At 62.1% G+C, this 16,140-nt stretch carries 12 protein-coding genes; 1 reads left to right on the top strand and 11 read right to left on the bottom strand.

Going from position 1 to position 16,140, the window contains the following annotated elements; all coding sequences use genetic code 11:
* Nucleotides 1-19: 19 nt before the first annotated feature.
* From ACYQ3M_RS11025 to moaB, 11 genes are all read right to left on the bottom strand, one after another.
* Nucleotides 20-2,257 (bottom strand): sensor domain-containing protein, encoded by a 2,238-nt coding sequence (locus tag ACYQ3M_RS11025; RefSeq protein WP_460036132.1) that lies wholly within the window; start codon nt 2,255-2,257, stop codon nt 20-22.
* Complete coding sequence (locus tag ACYQ3M_RS11020; protein WP_460036131.1) at nt 2,257-4,080, bottom strand: diguanylate cyclase; 1,824 nt, start codon at nt 4,078-4,080, stop codon at nt 2,257-2,259. Before ACYQ3M_RS11020 ends, ACYQ3M_RS11025 begins: the two co-directional genes overlap by 1 nt.
* Nucleotides 4,070-6,892, bottom strand: a complete 2,823-nt coding sequence (locus ACYQ3M_RS11015; protein WP_460036130.1) for a response regulator — start codon at nt 6,890-6,892, stop codon at nt 4,070-4,072. Before ACYQ3M_RS11015 ends, ACYQ3M_RS11020 begins: the two co-directional genes overlap by 11 nt.
* 49 nt (nt 6,893-6,941) lie before the next feature.
* A complete protein-coding gene (pstB, locus tag ACYQ3M_RS11010; protein ID WP_460036135.1) occupies nt 6,942-7,688 on the bottom strand; it encodes a phosphate ABC transporter ATP-binding protein PstB in 747 nt (248 codons plus the stop codon).
* A 164-nt stretch (nt 7,689-7,852) separates the two neighbouring features.
* A complete protein-coding gene (pstA, locus tag ACYQ3M_RS11005) occupies nt 7,853-9,139 on the bottom strand; it encodes a phosphate ABC transporter permease PstA (protein WP_460036129.1) in 1,287 nt (428 codons plus the stop codon).
* Nucleotides 9,132-10,484 carry a phosphate ABC transporter permease subunit PstC gene (gene pstC / locus ACYQ3M_RS11000; RefSeq protein ID WP_460036128.1) on the bottom strand — a complete coding sequence of 451 codons (1,353 nt, stop codon included), beginning with the start codon at nt 10,482-10,484 and terminating at the stop codon, nt 9,132-9,134. Before pstC ends, pstA begins: the two co-directional genes overlap by 8 nt.
* Before the next feature lie 85 nt (nt 10,485-10,569).
* Nucleotides 10,570-11,610, bottom strand: a complete 1,041-nt coding sequence (locus tag ACYQ3M_RS10995) for a PstS family phosphate ABC transporter substrate-binding protein (RefSeq protein WP_460036127.1) — start codon at nt 11,608-11,610, stop codon at nt 10,570-10,572.
* A gap of 55 nt (nt 11,611-11,665) precedes the next feature.
* Entirely contained in the window at nt 11,666-14,305 is a 2,640-nt protein-coding gene (pepN, locus tag ACYQ3M_RS10990) for an aminopeptidase N (protein ID WP_460036126.1), read from the bottom strand.
* Nucleotides 14,302-14,658 (bottom strand): DUF423 domain-containing protein, encoded by a 357-nt coding sequence (locus tag ACYQ3M_RS10985; protein WP_460036125.1) that lies wholly within the window; start codon nt 14,656-14,658, stop codon nt 14,302-14,304. The genes pepN and ACYQ3M_RS10985 overlap by 4 nt, the downstream gene beginning before the upstream one ends.
* Nucleotides 14,655-15,326, bottom strand: a complete 672-nt coding sequence (locus tag ACYQ3M_RS10980) for an NnrU family protein (protein ID WP_460036124.1) — start codon at nt 15,324-15,326, stop codon at nt 14,655-14,657. Before ACYQ3M_RS10980 ends, ACYQ3M_RS10985 begins: the two co-directional genes overlap by 4 nt.
* Nucleotides 15,327-15,328: 2 nt before the next feature.
* Nucleotides 15,329-15,853, bottom strand: a complete 525-nt coding sequence (moaB, locus tag ACYQ3M_RS10975; RefSeq protein WP_460036123.1) for a molybdenum cofactor biosynthesis protein B — start codon at nt 15,851-15,853, stop codon at nt 15,329-15,331.
* A gap of 40 nt (nt 15,854-15,893) precedes the next feature.
* On the opposite strand from moaB, the gene ACYQ3M_RS10970 reads away from it, so the two are divergent.
* Entirely contained in the window at nt 15,894-16,139 is a 246-nt protein-coding gene (locus tag ACYQ3M_RS10970) for a hypothetical protein (protein WP_460036122.1), read from the top strand.
* Nucleotide 16,140: the final 1 nt, after the last annotated feature.

Raw genomic sequence — 16,140 nt, 5'->3', positions numbered from 1 at the left:
ATCTTAACCCCCTAGGTAGTTAGGGGCGTCTCTCGATCTGTAACCAGCGTTCGGCGAAAATTTCCGCCGGAAGCGGCTGGCTGTAGAGATAACCTTGATAAAAATCGCATCCCTGCTGGGCGAGAAAGTCCAGTTGGGGTGCGGTTTCCACGCCTTCGGCGAGGACCTTGATCCCTAAAGCGTGCGCCATGGCGATGATGGCGGAGGCGATCTCGCAGTCCTCCCTCAAAGAGGGCAGGTCATCGACGAAACACTTGTCGATTTTGATCAGGTCCAAAGGCAGCCGCTTGATCTGGGCGAGCGACGAGTAGCCCGTGCCGAAGTCGTCCAAGGCTAAAGTCACTCCAAGCTCGCGTAGGGCGGTTAACAATCCGGCGGCCGTCTGTTCTTGTTCTAGAAGTGCGGTTTCGGTCAACTCCAGCGCTAACAAGCGCGGGGGGAAACCGGTTTGGTCTAAAATTTCGGCGATCGCCTGATCGAACCGCCAGCGGTGTAGCTCCTTAGGCGAGAGGTTGGCGGCCAGGGTCGGCACGCGCAGACCTTGCTCCAGCCAAGCGCGCCCCTGACGGCACAGCGCGGCGATGACGTACAGGTCCAGTGCGGCGATGAGGCCGGTCTGCTCGGCAATGGGAATAAATTCGCTGGGCGGAATCATCCTATTCGCGCTCGGCCAGCGCACCAAGGCTTCGGCCCCGACGAGGTTGCCCTGGCGGTCGCACTGCGGTTGGAAATGAAGCACGAGCCGCTGCTCCTTAAGCGCCCGACGCAGTTGGCTGGCGAGGTGGAGGCGGCGGCGGGTGCGCTCGGTAAGTTCCGGGGTGAAATAGCAAAATTGGCCGCGTCCTTGGGCTTTGGCCTGATATAGGGCGGCATCGGCGTGCTGGAGCAAGAGGCTGGGGTCGTCGCCGTGATCGGGATAGACGGCAATTCCTAAGCTGACTCCGATCCGCACCTCGATCTCCGGGCTCAACCGCCAGGGGCGTTCGATCGCATCGATTAGGTCGGCGGCTACGCGCCCAGCGTCCTCGGGGGCGTTGAGCTCGGCCAAAACCACAGCAAATTCGTCGCCGCCTAAGCGGGCCAGCAGGTCGGTAGCGCGCAGGCGTTGCTGGAAACAGGCGGTGACTCGGGCCAGAAGGCGGTCGCCTAGGTCGTGGCCAAAGCAATCGTTGACGTCCTTGAACCGATCCAGGTCCAGCAGTATTAAAGCGAACTTCGTACCCTGCCGGCGCGCGTGGGCGATAGTCTGGGAAAGGTGCTCGAGCAGCCGACGGCGGTTGGGCAGCGAAGTCAAAGGGTCGTGGTAAGCGAGAAATTCGAGTTCTTTCTCTTGAAGCTTGCGTTCCAAGGCAATCGCCTCGAATTCCAGCGCGAAACCGATGTCGGCGGCAAGCTCTTCCAGCAATCTCAGGTGCTCGGCTTCGAAAAACCCGCGCTCTTTGGCGCCCACCGCCAATACTCCGATCGCTCGGCCGCGCACGCGGATGGGGAGCAGCGCCAGCGCCTCGATCCCGCAGCGGCCGATCTCCGCGCGCAACGCCGCATCGCCGATGGTCTCAGGGACGTTGGCCAGCCAAGGCCGGTTGTGGTTTAAAAGCTCTTTGGCCAGCGACGGCAGGGTTTTGTGCAGGCGGGACGCGTTGGTGCAAGGCGTGGCGGCGACCAGCATTTGCGGTTGGAGCTGACCGTGGGCATCGCCGAGGCCGATCCAAACCAATTCGAACCCGCCTTCGTGAAGGATGATCTGGGCGATGCGTTCGAGCAAGACCTTACGCCCTGGACGGCGGAGGATGAGTTGGTTGATCTGCGACAGCAGCCGATAGAGCCGGTGGATTTTCTCCAGGTCCGAGCGGATGCGGTGGTGCTCGCTTAAATCGCGGGTGATGACGAGGGCGCCTTCGATCCGGCCGCTGCGGTCAAATAAAGGGACGCCGTGCGACTCGACCCGCCTCTGGATTCCGTCCAGCCCTTCCAAGAGCAACTCGATCGGTTCGCCTGGCTTTCCTTGCAGGATTTTGGCCAACCAAGCCCTAGCGCGCGGGCGGTCGGGCGGGGCGAGGTATTCCCAAGCTTGGCGTCCGGCGATGTCTTGCCAGCTTTTGGCCCCGAGCAGGGCGATCCCGGCGCGGTTGATGAATCGGCGGGTGCCGTCGGGGTTGAGCACCTGGATGCAGTCGGGAGCGGCTTCAACCAGGGTGGCGAACCAGTCCGAAGTAGGTCGCCGCACTCGCCGGCGCAAGTTTTGCAACCACCGCATTAGGCCAGTTCCACCCGATTGCGGCCTTTTTCCTTAGCGCGGTATAAGGCTTGATCGGCGGCGTGGAGCAAGGAGTCCAGATCGCGCGCCGGCGGACAAGCGCCCACGCCGATCGAGACCGTCACCGGCCGCCTGAGCGCCAGAGCTTTAGGTTGCTTGGCGGCGAGGGCTTGCCGCAGGCGCTCGGCCAGTTTGCCGGCAGCGGCCAGGTCGGCGTTGGGCACGATGGCCAGAAATTCCTCCCCGCCCCAGCGGCACAATACGTCCGAGGCCCTTAAGGCGTTTTGCAGGACTTGGGCGGCGTGTTTTAACACCGCATCGCCTGCCGCGTGGCCTAAGGTGTCGTTGATGCTCTTGAAGTGGTCTAGGTCCAATATCATCGCGCTCAAGGGGCGGCCGTAGCGGCGCGCCTGGGCCAGTTCTTGGACGAGGCGCTGTTGCGCGTAACGGCGGTTGGGAAGGCCGGTTAAGAGATCGGTGTTGGCCAGCTGCTCGAGTTTGCGGCTCAGAAGCGTGAGTTCCTTGGCCTTGAGCTCGAGTTCGGAGCGCTCTTTGGCCAGTTCCTGCTGCAGGTGGACGATCCTTTGGCCGGCGCGCAGGCGGGCCGAGAGCACTTTGAGGTTGATTGGCTTGACCAGGTAATCGTCGATGCCGGCCTCGAAAGCCTCAACTAAAGCGTCTTCGGTTTCGTTGGCGGTGAGCATGATGAGATACAAGCGCTTGCCCCAGTCCGACTCGCGCAGCGTGCGGCATAAAGTCAGACCGTCCATAGGGCGCATCGACCAGTCGGTGAGTACCAGCTCGGGCGGCTGCCTGAGGATTTCCTGCAAAGCCTCTGGCCCGCTGGTGCAGGTGCGCACCTTGTGGCCCAAGTCGGCCAGCGGTTTTTTCAACCGCGCCAAGGTCAAGGGATCGTCGTCCACCACCAGAATATCCAGCCCCGGCAAGCTCGCTTCCGTAGACGCGGCTTGGGCTTTGGGCCGAGGGAAGTCGGTGGGTACTTCAAGCAACTTGGCCCAGGCGTGATAGGCGGTCTTAAGATCTTCAAGAAAGCTTGCGGCTTGCTCCTTGGCGATTCCAATCGAGCTTAAGTCCGGCGCTTCTTCCTCGCCCAGGCACCAGGCGGCTAGCCGCTCGGCCAGGGCAAGTTGAAAAGCAAGCGTTTGGGTGCGGGGGTCGCTTGCCTCCTCGGGCGCAGGCTCGGCGGCGATGGCGTCGACAAACACCTCGGGCAATTTCCAGTCGGTAAACAAAAACCCAGTCAGCTTGCGCGCATCCAAAGCGAAATACTTGCGTTCTAGGGCGGTTAGGTCTTCGGCGCCTTGGGCTTCGCGCAGACAGCGGGCGTATTCCTCGGGCCAGGCAGTGGCCAGAGCCAATTGGCCGATGCGGGAAAGAAGCCCCAAGACGAAGGCTTCCTCCGGGGCCAAGGCGCGCCGGCGCTCGGCCAATTGGCTCAAAGCCACTGCGCGCGCCAAGGATTTGGCCCAGAACCTCGGGTAGTCGAAGGCCGGGCATTGGACGATCGGGTGGCGGCTGAGCAAGGACAGGGACAAAACCAAGGCGCGGGCGGCCTTGAGGCCGATGCGGATGAGCGCCTCGTGGAGGGAGACGATGGGCCGTCGCGGCGCGATGAGGGGCGAGTTGGCGAATTTCAAGACTCTGGCGCTTAAAGCCGGGTCGGTTTGGATCAGGCGGGCGATGTCTTCTAAAGGGGTGTCTTCCCGGCTGCTCAGCTCCAAAACCTTAAGCGCCACCCCTTGCGGCGAAGGCAGGCGCTCGGCGGCTTTGAGTTCGGCAAACAGCAAGTCTTCATCCGACATGGGCGTTCTCCTTAAGCTGGGCGAGCAGCGCCGCAAGCGTCTGGCCGAGGGCGGCTGTGCGCGCGCCGTCGGGGTCGCCTTGGCCCTGTTTGGCGGCTTGTTCCAAGGCGGCGGCCTCCTCTTTAAGGCGCAGCGCGCCGATCTGCGCCGCCATGCCTTTGAGCGCGTGGGCGGCCGCTTGCAGCGCCTCCAAGTCGGCGCTTTGCTGCGCTGCTTTGAGCGCTTCTAGGCGCTTGGGCGCTTCGTCCACAAACAGGGCGATCAGTTCCTCCAACAGCGCCTCGTCGCCGTCGAGGTGGCGCAAGGCGAGGTCGCGGTCGAACTGCGCTGGGGAGGGGGCGGCTTTAGGCGTTGCCAAAAAACGCCCCAGCATCTGTTCCAGCCCTCGGCGCGTGAGCGGCTTGGCCAGGTATTCGTCCATGCCGCACGCCAGGCACTTTTCCCGTTCGTCCGCGCCGGCGTGGGCGGTGAGCGCCACCACCGGCGTGGGCGGGAGGTTCTGGGCGCGTTCCCTGGCGCGCAAGGCGCGCGTGGCCTGATAGCCGTCCAAAACCGGCATCTGGCAGTCCATCAAGACCAGATCGAAGCGCTCCTTGTCCAGGATGGCCAAAGCCTCTTGGCCGTTGGCGGCCAGCTTAAAGGTGACGCCAAAGCCGGCCAAGAGCTTGGCGATCACCTTCTGGTTGACCGGATTGTCCTCGACCGCGAGCACGCGCGCCTTAGGCCAAGCCGGCGCGGCCGCAAGGGGCGGGGGCGCGGCGCCTTCGCTTTCGGCAAACAGTTGGGTGAGCGCCTCGATGAGGCGGGTGCGGCGCACCGGTTTGAGCAGGCAAGCGTCGATTTTGGCCTCTTGGCGCTGTTGCGAGTCCAGCCAGGTGCCGGAGGTCAACAGCAGGCGTTTGGCCGCGGCGAGTTTGGGGATCGCGAGCAGGGCTTTGGCCAGCGCGACCCCGTCGAGACCGGGCATGTGGCCGTCGAGCACGATGAGTTCGGGCGGTTCGTGGGTGGTCAGCCAGGCGAGGGCTTGCAGACCGTCGGCGGCGGTTTCGACCGCAAAGCCCAAGTGCTCAAGGTACGAGGTCAAAAGCCTGCGGTTGGTGGCGTTGTCGTCCACCACCAGAGCGCTTTTTCCGGCAAATTGAGGGGAAGCCGGGGCGGTGGTGACGCCGGCGGTCTTGAGCGGCAGTTCGAAGGTAAAGACGCTGCCTTGGCCTTCTGCGCTTTTTACTCCGATCCGGCCGCCCATCGCCTCGACCAGCTGGCGGCAGATCGCCAAACCTAAGCCGGTGCCGCCGAAGCGGCGGGTGGTGGAGGCGTCGGCCTGGGTGAAGGGCTGGAACAGGCGCGCCTGGGCTTCTGGAGGAATGCCGATGCCGGTGTCCTGGACTTGAAAGCGGACGCGCCCGCCTAAGTCCATTACCTCGACCGTCACCTCGCCGCGCTCGGTGAACTTGATCGCGTTGCCGAGCAAATTGCTGAGCACCTGGCGGATCCGGGTCGGATCGCCCAGGCGGTGGGCGGGAAAAGCGGGCGGGAGGATCAGGTTCAGCTCCAGGCCTTTGCTGTGGGCGCGGGGGGCCAAGGCTGCGACCGTCTCTTCGACGAGGTGGATCAGGTCAAACGGCACCTGCTCCAATTCGAGCTTGCCGGCCTCGAGCTTGGAAAAGTCTAAAATGTCGTTGAGGATGTCGAGCAGCGCTTCCGCAGAGGCGGCGGCGGTTTCCACCAAATCGCGCTGTTCGGAAGTGAGCGGGGTATCCTTAAGCAGCTCCAGCATTCCCAACACCCCGTTCATGGGCGTGCGGATCTCGTGGCTCATGTTGGCCAAAAACGCCGCTTTGGCCTGAGCCGCCTTGAGCGCTTCGTCGCGCGCGGCAGCAAGCGCTGCCATGGCTTCTTCTTGAAGGAAGACGGTTGCGAGCATTTCCCCCACGTGCGCCAAAAACGCTAGGCGATTTGGATCTTGCGCTGGGTAAGGGGCGGTATAGAGGAACAATACGCCTAGGATAGTTTCTCGATAGCGCAAGGGGACGATGTAGTGGCCGTGGGGTTGCATGTTGGCAAATTGGCGCTCGTGGCGCGGATCGCAAAAGCAATCGTCCGAGATCAAAAGTTCCCCGGATAGGGCCGCCCGACCGCACAGGCATTCGCCCAAGGGAACGAACTGCTCTTGGGCGCGGAATTCCTCGGAGAACTGACCGTGCAGCAGATAAAGGCGCAGGCCGTCGTCCTGGCGCACGAACACCCCGCCTTTGCGCTGGAGCTCCATGCCCGAAAGCGCAAACAAGATTTCCAGCGCCTCGATCAGGCGTTCCGAGAGGGGCTTGGGGGAAGCCAGAGCCTGGGCGATCGCCAGGCGCGCCTGGGTGTCTTGGGCTTCTTGCCGGCGGCGCGCCTCCTCGGCGACTTCGGCCGAAACATCGCGCTGGATCTGAACGTAGCCTAAAAGCGTTTGATCCTCACCGAGGATCGGCGAGACTGTGATTTCCGCCCAGTATTCCAAAGGGTCCGGGGGAGCGGCCTGGCCTTCGATGGGGATGGGAAAAGGCCGAGGGCCTTTGCGCCGTTGCAGGATTCGCCCCGACCACGAGCGGCCCTCTTTGAGCTGCGCGGTCATCGCCTTGAGGGTCTTGCGGCAGGCTTTGGGGCTGTCGAGCCGATGCGGGCTCTGGCCGAGCAGCTCGTCTAGGCCAAAGCCGCAAGCACGGCAAAGCGCCGGATTGGCGTATACGATCCGGCCTTGGGCGCCGGTGATTAGGATCATCTCGGCGCAGGCGTCGAGGATCTGGCGTAATTCGGGCGAAACTTGCATCTCTCCGGGGTCTCCTTATTGGCCGTTACCCCGGTAAGTATAGACCGGCTTAGCCGAAGCGTCCGGTGATGTAATCTTCGGTCAGAGGGTGGCGCGGGTTGGTGAAGATCTTGGCGGTCGGGCCGATCTCGATCAGCCTTCCCAAGTGGAAATAGGCGGTGCGCTGGGAGACGCGCGCGGCCTGCTGCATGTTGTGGGTGACGATGACGATGGAATATTTCTCGCGCAGCTCGTCGATGAGCTGCTCGATGGTGGCGGTGGCGATGGGGTCGAGCGCCGAACAAGGTTCGTCCATGAGCAAAACTTCCGGGTTGACCGCGATCGCGCGGGCGATGCACAGGCGCTGCTGCTGGCCCCCGGAGAGGCTGGTGCCGGGCTGATCGAGGCGGTCTTTGACTTCTTCCCAGAGGCCGGCTTTTTTCAGCGAGTCCTCGACGATCTCGTCGAGCTCGGTGCGGTTGCGGGCCAGGCCGTGGATGCGCGGACCATAAGCGACGTTGGCGTAAATCGATTTGGGAAAGGGGTTGGGTTTTTGGAACACCATCCCCACCCGGGCGCGCAGGATCACAGGATCGAGCCCGTCGCGGTAGATATCTACGCCTTCAAGCTTGATCTCGCCTTCCACCCGGCAGCCCAAAATGGTGTCGTTCATCCTATTCAAACAGCGCAAGAAGGTGGATTTGCCGCAGCCGGAAGGGCCGATCAAAGCGATCACCTCGCGCTGGCCGATGTCCAAGTTGACGTTGAAGATCGCCTGTTTTTCCCCGTAGAACACGTTGACACCCCGGCAGGTCATGCGCGGTTCGGGGACGGTGTAATCGCCGATGGTGACCTGCGGCAGTTCTTCCAGCCGGTCGCGCGCGGCCGGTTCCGCCGAAGTCGCCGGGGGGGTTAGGGGGACGGTGGCAAGTTGAGTCTCGCTCCAGTTTGACATGGTTTGCACTTTAAGTGGTTGAACGGTTACCAGCGCCGCTCGAAATGTTTGCGTAAGACGATGGCCAAGGCGTTCATGAGCAGCATGAACAAGAGCAGCACTAGGATCGCAGCCGCGGCGCGCTCGACAAAGCCGCGTTCGGCGCTGTCGGCCCACAGGTAAATCTGCACCGGCAGCACGGTGGCCGGATCCCCAAATCCTTTGGGGATGTCGACGATAAACGCCACCATCCCGATCATCAGCAACGGAGCGCTTTCCCCCAAGGCGCGGGCCGTGCCGATGATGGCGCCGGTGAGCATCCCCGGCAGGGCCAGGGGCAAGAGGTGGTGAAAAACCACCTGCATCTTGGAGGCTCCGATCCCCAACGCGGCATCGCGAATCCAAGGCGGGACGGCGGCCAACGCCACCCGGGAGGCGATGATGACGGTAGGCAAAGTCATCAAAGCCAGAACCAGCCCGCCGACCAGCGGGGTGGAACGCGGCAGGCCGAAAAAGTTCAAAAATACCGCCAGCCCCAAAAGGCCGAAGACGATCGAGGGGACCGCCGCCAGGTTATTGATGTTGACTTCGATCAGATCGACCCAAAAGTTTTGCTTGGGCGCAAACTCTTCCAGGTATACAGCGGCTGCAACACCCAAAGGAAAAGACAGGGCCAAAGTCAAGACGATGGTGTAGAACGAGCCCAGAAGCGCTCCCAGGATGCCGGCCAGTTCCGGTTCGCGCGAGTCGCCGGCGGTGAAGAAAACGGAATTGAAACGCAGCTTGAGGCGGCCGTCGGCGGCCAGGCGATCGAGGCAGGCGATCTGAAGATCCGTCAGCCGGCGCTGTTCAGGTGGGTCGGTGCGCTTGAAGTAGCCTTTCAGAAACGTATCGACGTCGCCGCTCGCCGGCAGCCAGACCCGCTGGCTGGTGCCGATCACGCGAGGGTCGCTCAGCACCATCCGGCGCAGTTGATCCGCCGCGCCGACGCTGGCCAGTCGGTACAGCGCCCGGGTTGCATGGCGGTCGGCAATCTCCGGGAAAGCGTCCTTCAAGGCGCGTTTTACCAGCGCCTCGTAGTCGCCCTGGCGCAGCGAATCCTCGTCCATACGCCCTTGGGGGGCGATAATCTCGGGGTCGAAGTAAACGTCCAAAGCCAGATAACTCTGTTGGAAAGCACGCCAGCCCAAAGCGACGATGCTGGTCAGCAGGCTTCCTAGCAGAAAGAGGCCCAAAGCCACGGCCAGCACTCCGTACAGCTTCAGGCGGATTTCCCGGGCGCGGCGGCGGGGTAGGCCGGCGGCGATCTGCTCCGCTAAAGAGGTTCTATTCATAGCTTTCCCGGTATCTGCGCACCACGTACAACGCCAGGACGTTGAGCCCCAAGGTGATCACAAATAATACTAGCCCCAAGGCGAAGGCGGCCAGCGTCTTGGGGGAGTCGAATTCTTGATCGCCGATCAGCAGGGAGACGATCTGCACCGTGATGGTGGTGACCGAGTCGAGAGGATTGAGCGTCAGCTTGGCGGTGAGGCCGGCGGCCATCACCACGATCATGGTTTCGCCGACGGCGCGCGATACCGCCAGCAGGATCCCGCCGACGATCCCCGGCAGCGCCGCCGGGATCACCACCTGGGTGATGGCCTCGGCGCGGGTAGCTCCCAAAGCGTAGGCGCCGTCGCGCAGGGACTGCGGGACGGCGTGGAGGATGTCTTCGGAAATCGAGGAGACGAAGGGCACGATCATGATCCCCATCACCAGACCGGCGCCTAAGGCGCTTTCCGAGGCGATGTCAAGACCCAAGGCGCTGCCCAAAGCGCGCAGAAAAGGGGAAACCACGAGGGCGGCGAAGAACCCGTAGACCACCGTGGGCACGCCGGCGAGGATCTCCAAAAGCGGCTTGGCCACCGCTCGCAGCTTGGGATGCGCAAATTCGGCCAGATAAATAGCCGCCAAAAGACCTACCGGCACCGCCACCGCCATGGCGATTGCCGCGATCAGAAGCGTGCCGGTGAGCAGCGGGAGAAAGCCAAAAGCTCCAGAGGCGCCCACCTGATCCGGGCGGATAGCCAACTGCGGGCTCCAGCTTTGACCGAACAAAAATTCACCCACCGGCACCAGGCGGAAAAAGCGCAGCGATTCGAACAGCACCGACAGCACGATCCCGACGGTAGTGAGGATGGCCAAGGCGGCGCTGGCAATCAAGAAGATCTCCAGCGCTCTTTCTACTTGATTGCGGGCCTGAAGCTGGGGCCGGATCCTGGTCGTGGCCCAGGCCGCGCCTATTCCTGCCGCAGCCAGCACCAGCCCAGCCAGGCAGCGATCGCTCAAGGTTTTAAGCTCGCGGTAGCGCTCGACTGCCGCCTGGATGGCTGGGTCTCCGATAAGGAGGGTGCTAGGGGGTTGCTTGAGCATCAGACGTAGTTGCGATGGGGGTAGGTTGTGGATTTTTTCTGGCAACGCGGCGATGACCCGGTGGGCGATGAGATGGTCGTCTAGGACGAGCCAAAAGCCTAAGATGAAAAGCGCCGGCAAGCCGCACCAAAGGGCGGCATAATAGCCGTAGTACTGCGGCAGCGAGTGCAATCGGCCGCCGCTGGCGAGCGCCCGCCGCAACCCAAGGTAATAGGCACAGGCGCTGAGGCTCAAGAGAAGCAAAACTAAGGTGCTAAGTTGCATGCGTGATTTGGGCTTTAGCAAAACAACGCGCGGGAAACCGAAAGGCGCCCGCGCGCTATTTTACTTGATTTTCCCCCAAATCCGATTACAGGGTATCCAAGGGAATCAAATTACGGGCGACATTTCGATACTTCTCGCGCTCCTCCTTAGGCATCGGGATCAGCCCCTTGTCGGTTAGATAGCCCTCTTCTCCAAACGCCTTCTCGCTGGTGTATTCCTGCAGGAATTCTGCAAGTCCCGGGATCATCCCTACGTGGGCTTTTTTGGCGTAGATGTAAAGCGGCCGCGAAACCGGGTAGCTGCCTTGAGCGATGTTCTCAAAGCTCGGTTCAACCCCATTGATAGGCACACCCGCAATCTGGTCGAGGTTTTGATCCAGGAAGCTGTAGCCGAACACGCCCAAGGCGCTTGGATCCGCTTCGAGTTTGCGCACGATCAGGGTGTCGTTCTCGCCGGCCTCGATGTAGGCGCCGTCCTCGCGCACGGTCTGACAGATTTGCTTAAAGCGCGCCTCGTCCTTTTCTTTCAAGGCCTGGATCCAGGGGAATTGGCTGCAGCCCCCTTCGAGCGCCAATTCGGCAAAGGCGTCGCGGGTGCCGGAGGTGGGCGGCGGGCCATAGACCCGGATGGCCAGATCGGGCAAGGAAGGGTCGATCTGGCGCCAGGTCTTGTACGGGTTGGCGATCAGCTTTTCTCCTCCCTTCGGGTCGGGCACCTGTTTGGCCAACGCCAGCCAGAGCTGTTTTAAAGTCAGGCCGTTCCAAGGTGGGGATCGGCGCGCGTGAGCCACAACGATGCCATCGTAGCCGATCTTGATCTCGACGATTTCCTTGACGCCGTTTTTCCGGCAGGCCTCGAACTCGGAGGGCTTGATCCGGCGCGAGGCGTTTTCGAGGTCCGGGTGCTGGACGCCCACGCCCTCGCAGAACAACTTCATTCCGCCGCCGGTGCCGGTGGATTCGACTTTGGGGGCAGGAAACTTTGTGCTTTTCGCAAAGTGCTCGGCAACCGTGGTGGTGAACGGATAAACGGTGGAAGAGCCGACCACGTAAATGAAATCGCGCGCAAGCGCTTGGGCGCTCAAAACCAAAGATCCGAGCAGTACGAGAGACGATCTTATCTTCACGATAGACTCCTTAAAAGGTTTTTAACCGCGTTATTTTGCCGCGAGTTTATTACAGTTAGGTTACCGCCAGGGCTTTGCTCGCGATTTCAAATAGGTCCTTAGACAAACCGGGCGTGTTCAGCAAACGCGTAAGTTCGGCGCGCATATGCTGCTGCCGCGTCGAGTCGTGGCGCCGCCAGGCCGCCAGCGGCTGAGCCAAGCGCGCGGCGAGCTGGGGGTTGAGGCGGTCGAGCGCGATGAGATGCTCGGTGAGCAACCTGTAGCCGGCGCCGTCGGCGCGGTGAAAGTGAATCGGATTGCGCTGCGCAAACGCTCCCAGCACCGCGCGCACGCGGTTGGGGTAGCGGAGATCGAAATCGGGGTGCGAGAGCAACGCTTTAACTCGCTCGAGCCCCCCAGGCAGCGGGGAGGTGGCTTGGACCGCAAACCACTTGTCGATGACCAAGGGTTCCTCCCGCCAACGTCGATAAAACCTTTCCAAACACTCGCTTTGGTGGGGGTGCGGCGTGTGCGCGATGATCTTCAACGCGGCGAGCTGGTCGGTGAGGTTGCAGGCCTTGTCGAACTGCTCCAAGACCTGTGCGCGGGCAGCGTCTGTACCGAGACAAGCTAAGTATTCGAGACAGACGTTTTTCAACCGCCTGCGGCCGATTGCGGCGCTCGAGAGGTCGTAGGCTTCCTCGGGGCGGTGGTGGCGCCGGTAGCCGCCCCAAAACGCCTCCGCCAGCGCCTCCGCCAGCGCCTGCTTGGCTTCCTCGCGGACGCGGTGGACGCCGTCCACGTCGATCACCGGCAGTTGTTCAGCCAGGTAGTCCTCCTCGGGCAAGGTCAAAAGCAAGGCGGTGTAAGATAAGTCCTCAAGCGGTTCGGTCAGCAGCGCACGGAAGCCTTCTTTAAGCCTGGAGTCGAGTTGAAACCGCGCGCCTTTGAGTTGTTCCAGAAGCAAATCGGAGATCAGCGTTTGGGCGGCGTCCCAGCGCACAAAGGGATCCGGATCGTGGCGCCAGAGAAAATCCAGCTCCGCGCGCGGCCTTGGGTAATCCAGTTTGACCGGCGCGGAAAACCCTCGCAGCAAGGAGACTATCGGCGGTTCCGGCACGTCCTCGAACACAAAGGTTTGTTCGATTTGGGTCAGCGCCAGCACGCGGCAAGTTCCACCAGGCGCGCGCTCGCCTTGCAACTTGAGCGGCAGCTCCCACCCGTCTTGTCCCAGTAGCCCCAGCCGGATCGGGATCACGAAGGGTTCTTTGTGCGGCTGGCCGGGAGTAGGAGGGCAGCTTTGGCGCAAGGTCAAGGCGAAGGTCTTGGTCAGAGGATCGTAAGCGGTATGCACTGTAACCTTGGGGGTGCCGGCCTGGGTGTACCAGCGCAAAAATTGCGTAAGATCCACGCGGTTGGCGTCCGCCAGCGCCTGCACGAAGTCCTCGCAGGTCACCGCCTGGCCGTCGTGGCGGGAAAAATACCAATCCATCCCGCGGCGAAAGCCCTCTTCCCCCAGCAAAGTATGGAGCATGCGAACCACTTCGGCGCCTTTTTCGTACACCGTCAGGGTATAGAAATTGTTGATCTCCAGGTAGACTGAAGGCCGCACCGGATGGGCTAAGGGGCCTTCGTCTTCAGGGAATTGGCGCGTCCTCAAGAGATTGACGTCCTCGATCCGCCGCACCCCCGCCGAGCCCTGATCGGCGGCAAACTGCTGCTCGCGGAACACGGTCAGGCCTTCTTTCAAAGAGAGCTGGAACCAGTCGCGCAGGGTGATGCGGTTGCCGGTCCAGTTGTGGAAATACTCGTGGCCAACGACCGCCAGGATATGGTCGTAGTCGGCGTCGGTGGCGGTTTCCGGCTTGGCGAGGACGTACTGGGCGTTGAATAAATTTAAGCCCTTGTTTTCCATCGCGCCCATGTTGAAGTGGCTGACCGCGACGATCATGTAGCGGTCAAGATCGTACTCGCGGCCGTATTTTTCCTCGTCCCAGCGCATGGCGCGCTTGAGCGCCTCCATGGCGTAGGCGCATTTGTCCAAGTCTTGGGGTTCGACGTAGATCTCCAGCAGCACGTTGCGTCCAGAGGCGGTGGTGTAGGTGTCGGTTTGCTTGGCCAGCTTGCCGGCGACCAAGGCGAACAGGTAACAAGGCTTAGGGAAAGGGTCCTCCCACGTGGCAAAGTGCTGGCCGTCTTCTAAGTCGCCTTGCGCGATGAGGTTGCCGTTGCTCAGAAGCACGGGATACCGGGTTTTATCCGCCCGCAAGGTGACGCGAAAGCGCGCCATCACGTCGGGACGGTCGGGAAAATAAGTGATCCGCCTAAAGCCCTCGGCCTCGCACTGGGTGCAGAGCAAGTCCTTGGAAACGTACAAGCCCTCCAGGCGGGTGTTGGCCTGGGGGTGGATCTGCACTTCGGTTTCCAGCTCGAAGCGTGCAGGAACTTCAGGAATGACGAGGCGGTCAGGCTCGAGCCGATACCGGTCGGGAGGCAAGGGTTGGCCGTCGAGGCGGATGGCTTGCAATTTTAATTCCTCGCCGTCCAGGACCAAGGGGGCAGCGCCGGCGGTTTGGGGATTGCGGCGCAGCTGCAGGCGGGACTTCACCACCGTGGTGGCGGCCTCGAGGTCGAAATCCAGCTCGATGCGGTCGACTAGGTAAGCCGGGGGGCGATAATCCTCAAGTCGCACGGGGCGGGGAGTAGCCTCGTTCATAAATTCCTCCACGCATGCCAAGCCAACAGCAGCCAGGCGGCGATGAGCGCCAGGCCACCGCAGGGAGTGATTTTGCCAAACGCCGCCTGGCCGCTAATCGCTAAAAGATAGAGGCTGCCGGAAAACAACACAACCCCGGCGAGCATCAAGTAGCCGCTCCAAGCGAGCAAAGGGGCATCTTTCAACTGGGAGATCAGCCCTAGCCCCAGCGCGTGCCACAGCTGATAACGCACCGCCGTCTCCCAGAGCGCGCGCTTTGCCTCGGGCAGCCAAGGAGCGTGCGCGCCCACCGCGCCGGCGGCCACGCCCAAAGCTCCGAGCAAGGCGGCGGGCAAGAGAAACTTAGCGCTCATCCTAATGGAGCCACGCCAAACAGCCTAGCGTGGGCGTGGAGCAGCCCGCCGTACAACGCCAGGGCGAGGACGATCTGCCACCCGCCAAGTTCTCGCCAAATCAGCTTTTGCCGGCCCTCAAGGATAGCCTGAAACGGCAGGTTGGAGGTGACCTCAAGGTAGCGCTGCCAGCGCTCGCCCCCGTCTTGGCGGCGCTTGCGGTCGAGGTCGAAGCTGCCTTTGACCGCCAGCACCAGGAACGTGCCAAAAAAGATCGCCGCCGCCAGGTCGCCGTTGGCCAGAAGGTGCAGACCCGCCCACAGGGCGATGCCCCACATCAAAGGATGGCGGGTGATGCGCAGCACCCCATGCGCGCACGGCTCGGCCGGCAGCTCGGTTTGCAGCGCTGGATTCTTGGTGGTCAGCGCCGCCACGCCCAGATAAAAGGCCACGGGCATGAGCAGCACCGCCAGATAGCGGAAGGTGTTGGGCGAACCCCACAGAAGAACATAAGGCGCCTGGCGCCAGGCAAAGACCAGCCAAACAAGACCCAGCGAAGCGGCCACCGAAAACCCTAGGCGGTAGGTTTTTTCCCCATAGCGCGCGATTAGCCAAGAGCGCAAAGGGGTGCCGGAAATGCCTAAATGCACGCCGAGGAAAAACGCGCTGGCCAATATCAGTTGCAGCATAGCTATCCTTTTTCGCGAAGACGCGGCATTAACTCTACCAGATTGCAAGGGCGGGTGCGAACGTCGAGCTGCGCTTGGATGAGCTTGTCCCACGCGGTGGCGCAGGCGTGTTTGGAGCCGGGCAGGCAAAAGACATAGGTGCCGTTGGCCACCCCGGCCAGCGCCCGCGACTGGATAGTGGAGGTGCCGATCTCCGCATAGGAGAGAAAGCGAAACATCTCGCCGAAGCCGTCGAGCACTTTGTCCAACAGCGGCCGTATGGCCTCGGGCGTGCCGTCGCGGCCGGTTAGCCCCGTGCCGCCGGTGGTGAGGATCGCATCTACGGCAGGATCGGCGATCCAGGCCGAGACCTGCGCCCGGATTTGATAGATATCGTCCGGTACGATGCGTTTTCCCGCCAGGCGGTGACCTGCGCTTTGCAGGCGCTCTACCAGGAGTTTGCCCGAGCCGTCGGTGGCTTCGGTGCGGGTGTCGGAGACGGTGAGGACAGCGATGTTGAGCGGGATGAATTGGCGTGGCTCGACCATGACGGTATCATGAAAACGTGTTTAACCGCAGATTTTGGCTATGCCCCGAACTTTTGCGATTCCCCTCAAGCAGCATCCTGAAATTCTGCTCAACAAGGCCCAAGAAATGGCCTTGGCAAACGCGATCCACTTTATCGCCGACCAAATGCAAGGCCATTTCTCCGGCCGGGGTTTGGAGGGCACTTACCGGTTCGATCAAGATACCCTCATCGTCACCGTGGTCAAAAAACCCCCCTTCGTGACTTGGGGGATGGTCGAGCAGATGCTGCATCGGTTTTTTGCCTGAC

Source organism: Methylothermus subterraneus (genome assembly GCF_054656915.1).
Note: the sequence above shows the minus strand (reverse complement) of the source record. Positions and strands in the feature narration are given on the sequence as shown.